The organism is uncultured Campylobacter sp., assembly GCF_937973075.1.
Classification (GTDB): domain Bacteria; phylum Campylobacterota; class Campylobacteria; order Campylobacterales; family Campylobacteraceae; genus Campylobacter_B.
Genome location: NZ_CALBWL010000018.1, coordinates 1 through 3286 on the forward strand (window position 1 = coordinate 1; position 3286 = coordinate 3286).

At 42.0% G+C, this 3286-nt stretch carries 3 protein-coding genes; all 3 read right to left on the reverse strand.

Annotated elements, in window-relative coordinates:
* Positions 1-83: 83 nt before the first annotated feature.
* The gene (locus tag Q0274_RS01940; protein WP_298027236.1) at positions 84-752 is read right to left on the reverse strand and encodes an SDR family NAD(P)-dependent oxidoreductase; all 669 of its coding nucleotides are present in this window, start codon (positions 750-752) and stop codon (positions 84-86) included.
* Positions 753-754: 2 nt separating this feature from the next.
* Positions 755-2545, reverse strand: coding sequence for a thiamine pyrophosphate-binding protein (locus Q0274_RS01945; RefSeq protein ID WP_298027238.1), 1791 nt, complete (start codon positions 2543-2545; stop codon positions 755-757).
* Positions 2542-3286: CDP-glucose 4,6-dehydratase (gene rfbG, locus Q0274_RS01950; RefSeq protein ID WP_298027240.1), on the reverse strand; the 745-nt coding region annotated here is incomplete at its 5' end. The genes rfbG and Q0274_RS01945, both read right to left, overlap by 4 nt.

Sequence of the window (3286 nt, forward strand, 5' to 3'; positions counted from 1 at the left end):
TCCTCTAGCTAATTCATCTAAAAATTCCCATACCCCTTCAAAATAGACATCATAGTCTCTGATATTTGATTCGATCTTTAAGCTCATGCTAAAAATCCTCCGTCTATTACTATCACTTGTCCGCTTATATAGGAGTTTTCCTTGCCGATCAAGAATGCTACCAGTTTTGCTATCTCGGAGGTCTGCGCAAATCTACCGAGCGGAATTTCTTGTTTGATTTTGACTTGTTCGGCAAGTGGAACATTTTGCCTCGTTAGATCCGTATCGACATACCCCGGGGCTACGGAATTTACTAAGATATTAAATTCTCCAAGTTCTCTAGCAAGCGCTTTCGTAATTCCATTTATACCGAATTTGGTGATTGAATAAAGAGTCCTGCAGGCCTTTGATCTCACCCCCCAAATGGAGCTGATATTTACGATCTTTCCGCCTTCATTGCGCCTCATAGACACAGAGGCAAATTTTGCCAACGATATAACAGACCTTAAGTTAACGTTTATCATATCATCAAATTTTTCATCGTCAATCTCATCTAAAGATGCCAGTATATTTATCCCTGCACAATTAACCAAACCGTATATGTCTAAATCGGAATTTTTAGCTATATAACGTGCTACGCTATTTTTATCATTTAAATTTAGTTCCTTTGAGCTTGGGGTTATACAATTAAATCCAACGCTAGTTAATTCGTCGGCTATAGCCTTGCCAATCCCTCTACTAGCGCCCGTTATTAAAATATTTTGTTTTTCCAAAATTATTCCTCCACCGGCCTTACTATCATATTTTTATAAAATTCCTCACGCGGCAAAAAAGGAAACATATCTTCAAGCGGCTTTGAGATCATTTTGCCATCAGGCTTTATCTCAGATGATAATTTTGGCTCCATTTTTTCAGTAGGCGAGAGCATTATTTCGCAAACTACCGCACCGGGTTTGGATAGAATTTTCTCCAACTCCCCTTTTAAATTTAGCTGATTTTCTATTCTACAAGCTTCAAAACCATATGCCTGTGCTAGATTAACGGTATCCGGAAAACTTACGCCGCTATCTTTATCCGAGCCTACCTTGTGCCCTTTGAAAAAGTTATTTTGAGTATTTCTGATAGAAATATAGCCCGCATTATTCAGCACAAAAATTTTGATTGGAAGCCTATGATGAATTATTGTCTGAAACTCTTGAATATTCATCTGTAAGCTGCCCTCTCCGGTGACGCATATAGTATTACCCTTGCCGTTTGCAAAACACGCACCGATTGCCGCAGGCAGATCGTATCCCATAGAAGCACAACCCGAATTTACTACCACCTTTTGATTCTCATATAAGCGCAAGCTCTGATAAGATGAAACACATGCCGTACCGTTACCGAATACATAAACTAAATCTCGTTTATGATTAGATAGTACATCGAAGAAATTATATGAATCAACCCACTCTTTTGCATTTTGTCTAAAAGGCTCAATCGTAGGATAATTTTTTCTGTAATTTTTGCAAATTTCAAGCCAAGATTCAAAATCCGGTTTGTTTTTCAGTGCAGATCGTAAATCCGATACAAAGGCCTTCGCATCGGATTTAATCTTAATATCTGCGGCAATAGTTTTTTTGTTTAGTTCGTTTTGATCGATATCGACCAAAATTTTTTTTGCTTCTCTGCCGAAGAATTCCCAGTTATAGCTAACTGCACGGATATTTAATCTAGCGCCTACGGCGATGATGAGATCGGAATTTTGCACGACAAAATTTGCCGCTCTATTGCCGATAGTGCCATATCTACCAAAAAATAGATCATGGTCATTTCTAACGATATCGTATCTAGCGAAAGTACCGATAACGGGAACTTTTAAAATTTCGATTAGTTTTAGAAATTCTTCGTTAGCACCGGCAAGTGTTACGCCGTTACCTACAATGATAACGGGGCGTTTAGCAGCTTTTAACGCATCTAAAACCTGCGGGATTTTTGTGTCAAACTTCGGCGCTTCGGGGATTTCAAATTCTATCAGATCTGCTTCGTCCACCATCGCGCCTTGTATGTCTAGCGGCACATCCAGCCATACGGGTCCGGGTCTGCCGTGCTTAGCCTCATAAATAGCTTTTTGCAGATGAAATTTTATGCTATTTTTATCCGTTATCATTACGGCGTATTTTGTGATAGGTCTTACAATATCAATGATATTAACCTCTTGATCGCCGAGCTGACGTAAATTTAACTCGGGTTGCGAAGCAATGGTCGTCTGAAATTTCACTTGCCCCGATATGATCATCGTAGGGATCGAATCCACCCAGGCACCGTAAACGCCGGTAATCGCATTCGTTCCGCCGGGGCCTGTGGTAACATACGCGATACCAATCTTATTTGAGACGCGCGCATATCCCTCTGCGGCTATCGCGCAAGCCTGTTCGTGATGGTTACAGACATACTCTAAATTTTCATTTTTGCCAAGCGAATCTATCAGGTGCATATTGCCGCCGCCTGAGACCATAAATACGGTCTTTGCAGTATCTTCGTGTTCGGCTATAAATTTTGCTATAAAATCGCTAACTTTTATCATCGCATCATCTCTTTTACGTAGTCGTTTAAATTTTGTTCGGTATCGATCGCGCCGTTTTCGTAGAAATTTTTATACCATTTTACAGTTTTTTCAAATGCCGTTTCGCTATCCCAAACGGACTTCCAGCCAAGCAGCACATGTGCCTTAGAGCAATCAAGCTTCAATAAATTTGCCTCATGCGGCTGGTCCGTGTCGGAGCCGATTTTAAATTCTATCTTATCCCAATATCGCTTGGCGCTCTTTAGTACATCAAGCACCCTAATCGCGCCATCATCGCTAGGACCGAAATTCCACGCGCTGCCGAATTCCTTTCGCCCTTCAAGCAACTTTTGCCCCACGAGCAAATATCCGCCAAGCGGCTCGAGCACGTGCTGCCAAGGGCGTGTCGCATGCGGATTGCGGATCGTTACCGGCTCATTTTTAGCTGCCGCGCGCATCACATCGCAAATCAATCTGTCTTGCGCCCAGTCTCCGCCGCCTATGACATTACCTGCGCGACACGTAGCAAGCAGCGTTTGATGCTTTGTGCCGTAATCTTTTTCATTAAAAAAGGAGTTTCGATATGAACTAGCCAGAAGATCCGCGCAGCCTTTCGACGAGCTATATGGATCATATCCGCCCATAGGATCGCTCTCGCGATATCCCCAAACCCATTCTTTATTTTCGTAAGCCTTGTCGCTGGTGATATTTACGATCGCGCAAACGCCTGCCTTTCTGCAGGCTTCAAAGACTTTTAATGTG

What these genes read in the sequence shown, in the direction of transcription:
- Q0274_RS01945 (WP_298027238.1), bottom strand. Translation starts at nt 2,545, where the DNA reads ATGATAAAAGTTAGCGATTTTATAGCAAAATTTATAGCCGAACACGAA.